At 44.6% G+C, this 2,550-nt stretch carries 1 protein-coding gene and 1 pseudogene; one reads left to right on the plus strand and one right to left on the minus strand.

Translation table 11 applies throughout. The features are described 5' to 3' along the window. The first annotated feature begins 464 nt into the window (after positions 1-464). Positions 465-719 carry a zinc-finger domain-containing protein gene (locus tag HMPREF3179_RS03455; protein ID WP_036561549.1) on the plus strand — a complete coding sequence of 85 codons (255 nt, stop codon included), beginning with the start codon at positions 465-467 and terminating at the stop codon, positions 717-719. Between the two features lie 165 nt (positions 720-884). Here the strand turns inward: HMPREF3179_RS03455 and HMPREF3179_RS03460 are convergent. Continuing rightward, positions 885-2,440, minus strand: a pseudogene (locus tag HMPREF3179_RS03460) (IS3 family transposase). Positions 2,441-2,550 lie beyond the last annotated feature (110 nt).

Consider the following 2,550-nt stretch of genomic DNA (forward strand, 5'->3'; position numbering starts at 1 on the left):
CCCTGAACGGCGGGGCTTGTCGCGCACCCGGTCAAATCTTTGTTCATAAATACCTCTTTATACAATCGAATGGGATTACTTATCTCATATTACTTCAATCTCTCCCAATAGCAGCTTAGCCATCGGTATTTGTCAAACTAATTATCCTATCATCCGCCGCACTCCATAGACGCTTATCTAAATCCGCTAAAAACGCATGTTGAAGATTATTTTGTTGCATCTTGAGACCTTATATGAGTAAGTAGCTGTTACTAGATTGAGGTTATGATTGTTATTGCCAGTATGGTCCTGCATATTGATATGTAGGGTCAATTTTTTTATATAATCAACGGTAGAAATAGTAATTTACTAGGGGCGTCTTGTCCACCCCGACAGTTGAAGATTAAAATTATATCCAACCATTTAATTTATACTAAGGCAAGGATGCCTTATTTACCCAAGCCATCGAATTTCCGGAGAAACTAATGCCTGCACAGAATCACGCTGAAGCGATTTACGTTAATGCCAAGGATTTACCCGTTTATTGTCCTGGTCCCAAAGCACCACGTTGGAGCATGCATCCACGCGTATTCTTAGATGTCACCAAAACAGGTGAAGCGATCTGTCCTTATTGTGGTGCACATTATGTGCAACAGAGCGATGTAGCGCCTCAACATAGTCCTGAAGCTGAACAAACGTCTACTGACTTAGCTGCAGCAGATTCAGAGACCTCTGTTTAAGACAATTACTATTTAACAATAACATAGAGACCATCTTGATAAAAACGGTCTTTTTCTTTTGTATCGTCAGACAGATCTTGTCCAAACCATACACTTTAAACAGTTCAAAGCCCTAAAAACATCCAGTTTCTAGGGCGGTGTTTATCAAGCAAGTTGTCCGATTTCTTATGCAGCTAATACGACATTTCTCTCTAACTCGTTACTCTCCTTCGATGGGTTTAGCCAGACCTCTTTGACCGGTTTCCAATTGCGGACAGAACGGTTTTTCCAACGCTCAGGTCTAGCTTCTTTGGCTGTCTCATAAACGACACGGCGATGCGCTAAAATAGCGTTATCCTGTCCGCTATGACGCTGCTCTGGCGTGACAAACTGAATGCTACTATGGCAATGTTGCGTGTTATACCAGATGACGAATTGATGCACCCATTGACGAGCCTGTTCTAGGCTAGTAAAAGGCTTATTAGGATAGGCCGGTGTGTATTTGAGTGCTCTAAACAGAGACTCAGAATAGGGATTATCATCACTAACCGACGGGCGGCTAAAGGAAGGCACAATGCCCAACTTCTGCAAGGTCGCTAGCATGGTAGCTCCTTTCATCGGACTACCATTATCTGAGTGTAAGATGAGCTGGTCTTTTCGGATGCCATGTTTCAGACACGCCTTGCTAATCAGAGTCGCTGCGTGTTGAGCCGATTCTTCTAGGTGAATCTCCCAACCAGTAATCAGACGACTGTAGATATCAATCGTCATATATAAGCGATAGAACTGCCCACGAATTGCACTCGGCAGATAGGTGATGTCCCATGACCATACCTGATTAGGTGCTGTGGCTACCCACGACATAGGCTTAGGCACCTGTCGTGGTGGCTGTGCTCGACCACGGCGATTTAGCTGACCATGCGTTCTTAAGACTCGGTAAAACGAAGATTCAGATGCAATATAAATCCCCTTATCAGCCAATTTAGGCACGATTTGAGAAGGCGGCAAGCTTTGATATTCTGGCTGATTACATAGGGCAAGGATGTGATGCTTTTCCTCTTGCGTTAATGCATGCGTATAGTGACGATTATTCGTCTGTCGACGCTTATCGGCCAAGTCGTCACCTGCCGCTTGCCAACGCAATAACGTACGACAACTAATGCCTAGGATGTCGCACGCTTGATGGCGTCGTGCTCCCGCCTTAACAGCTTCTTCAATTAAGTTCACGGCTACCTGTTTCATCGGCTCAGGAATCAGTCTTCCTCGTCGTTGCCCCAGATATCCCGGGCTTTTTTTGATAAGGTCAATAAGGCAGCCGTTTCAGCTAAGGCCTTCTCCTTGCGTCTTAATTCCTTTTCTAGCTGACGACTCTTTTTACGCTCAGCCGCTAAGACCGCCTTAGTCACAGGCCCTGCCTCCATATCGAAGGCTTCAATCTCGACCCGCCAAGCATCTAACTGCTCAGGATAGATGCCATGCTCACGACAATAACTCGACCGCTCGGCCTCGTTCATACTGGCTGTTTGAATAATAGCGGCTAACTTCGCCTTGGTGTCCCATTGGTCAGGACGTGATTCTTTTGCAGGCACAACAAATCCTCTGGCTTATAGCTGTTTTTTCCAACTATATAAAGTGGATACGTGAATACCGCTTTCTCGGCTAATTTGAGCCACACTTTGGTTATTCGGTGGCATCATTTTTTTAACAATCTGCGCTTTAAATTCTGGACTGTAAGATGACATTGTAAGACACTAACCGCTCCCTCAATTACATGAAATATAAAAATCAGAAAATCAGACAACTAGTGTGACAGAGAGGGCTCATCAAGGCTAACTTGACCCTTGTGATATTG

It is taken from the genome of Oligella sp. HMSC09E12, from assembly GCF_001808505.1.
GTDB lineage: Bacteria > Pseudomonadota > Gammaproteobacteria > Burkholderiales > Burkholderiaceae_B > Oligella > Oligella urethralis.